The sequence below is a fragment of the Micromonospora aridisoli genome, assembly GCF_056150025.1.
Genome location: NZ_JAXCFK010000043.1, coordinates 1 through 830 on the forward strand (window position 1 = coordinate 1; position 830 = coordinate 830).

General features: G+C 70.8%; 1 tRNA gene and 1 pseudogene. One reads left to right on the forward strand and one right to left on the reverse strand.

Annotation, left to right across the window (positions count from 1 at the left end):
- Positions 1–50 precede the first annotated feature (50 nt).
- Positions 51–124, reverse strand: a tRNA-Thr gene (locus SM447_RS29220).
- Positions 125–136: 12 nt separating this feature from the next.
- On the opposite strand from SM447_RS29220, the pseudogene SM447_RS29225 reads away from it, so the two are divergent.
- A pseudogene (locus SM447_RS29225) lies at positions 137–830 on the forward strand (metallophosphoesterase); the annotation flags it as partial.

The following is an 830-nucleotide window of genomic DNA, read 5'->3' on the forward strand; positions in this document are numbered from 1 at the left end:
AGGCCCAGGTCATGATCGGCGATCAAGCCGGTGACCTGGGCCCTTCTGTGAGCCGCCTGACGGAATCGAACCGTCGACCTACGCATTACGAGTGCGTCGCTCTAGCCGACTGAGCTAAGGCGGCAACGATCGTAGAGTGTACGGCACGCCCGGCCGACAGCCGAACGGGATCCCCCACGTCCGGAACCGGACACCACGGCACGAGCAGCCCCACGCGGGAGAGACTTCCCGGCCGGTGCGGACTACCCTGCGGCGGGTGAACGACGATCACGTACCGCCGCCTCAGCAGCCGGATCCCGAAGCGCACCCGGGCGAGCGGGCCAGCCGTCGACCCCACCGCATCGACCCGCTGGAGCTGGGCTTCACCCCGCGCCGGCCGGTGCCCTGGCTCGCGCCGTTGCTGCTGATCACCACCGGCCTGCGGACGCTGCTGGCCATGCTGTTCGGGGCGTACCTGGACAAGCGCGAGTTGCAGAACGCGTTCGGCGACGGCACGTTCCGGCAGGTCGGGCCGGACGGCGGGCTCTGGCTGGACTACGTGGCCGACCTGGGTGACGGCTTCAACGCCACCTACTCGATCGCGTACCTGCTCGCCCAGCCGGAGCTGGAGGTCGACGGGCACCGGTTGCCGCGGGCGCAGACGCTGGTGATGGGCGGCGACCAGGTCTACCCGTCGGCCGCCTTCGAGGCGTACGAGGACCGGTGCAAGGGCCCCTACCAGGCGGCTCTGCCGGCCACCCCGCCCGAGCGGCCCACCCTCTTCGCGGTCCCGGGCAACCACGACTGGTACGACGGCCTGACCGCCTTCCTCCGCCTGTTCGTCCGCTCCC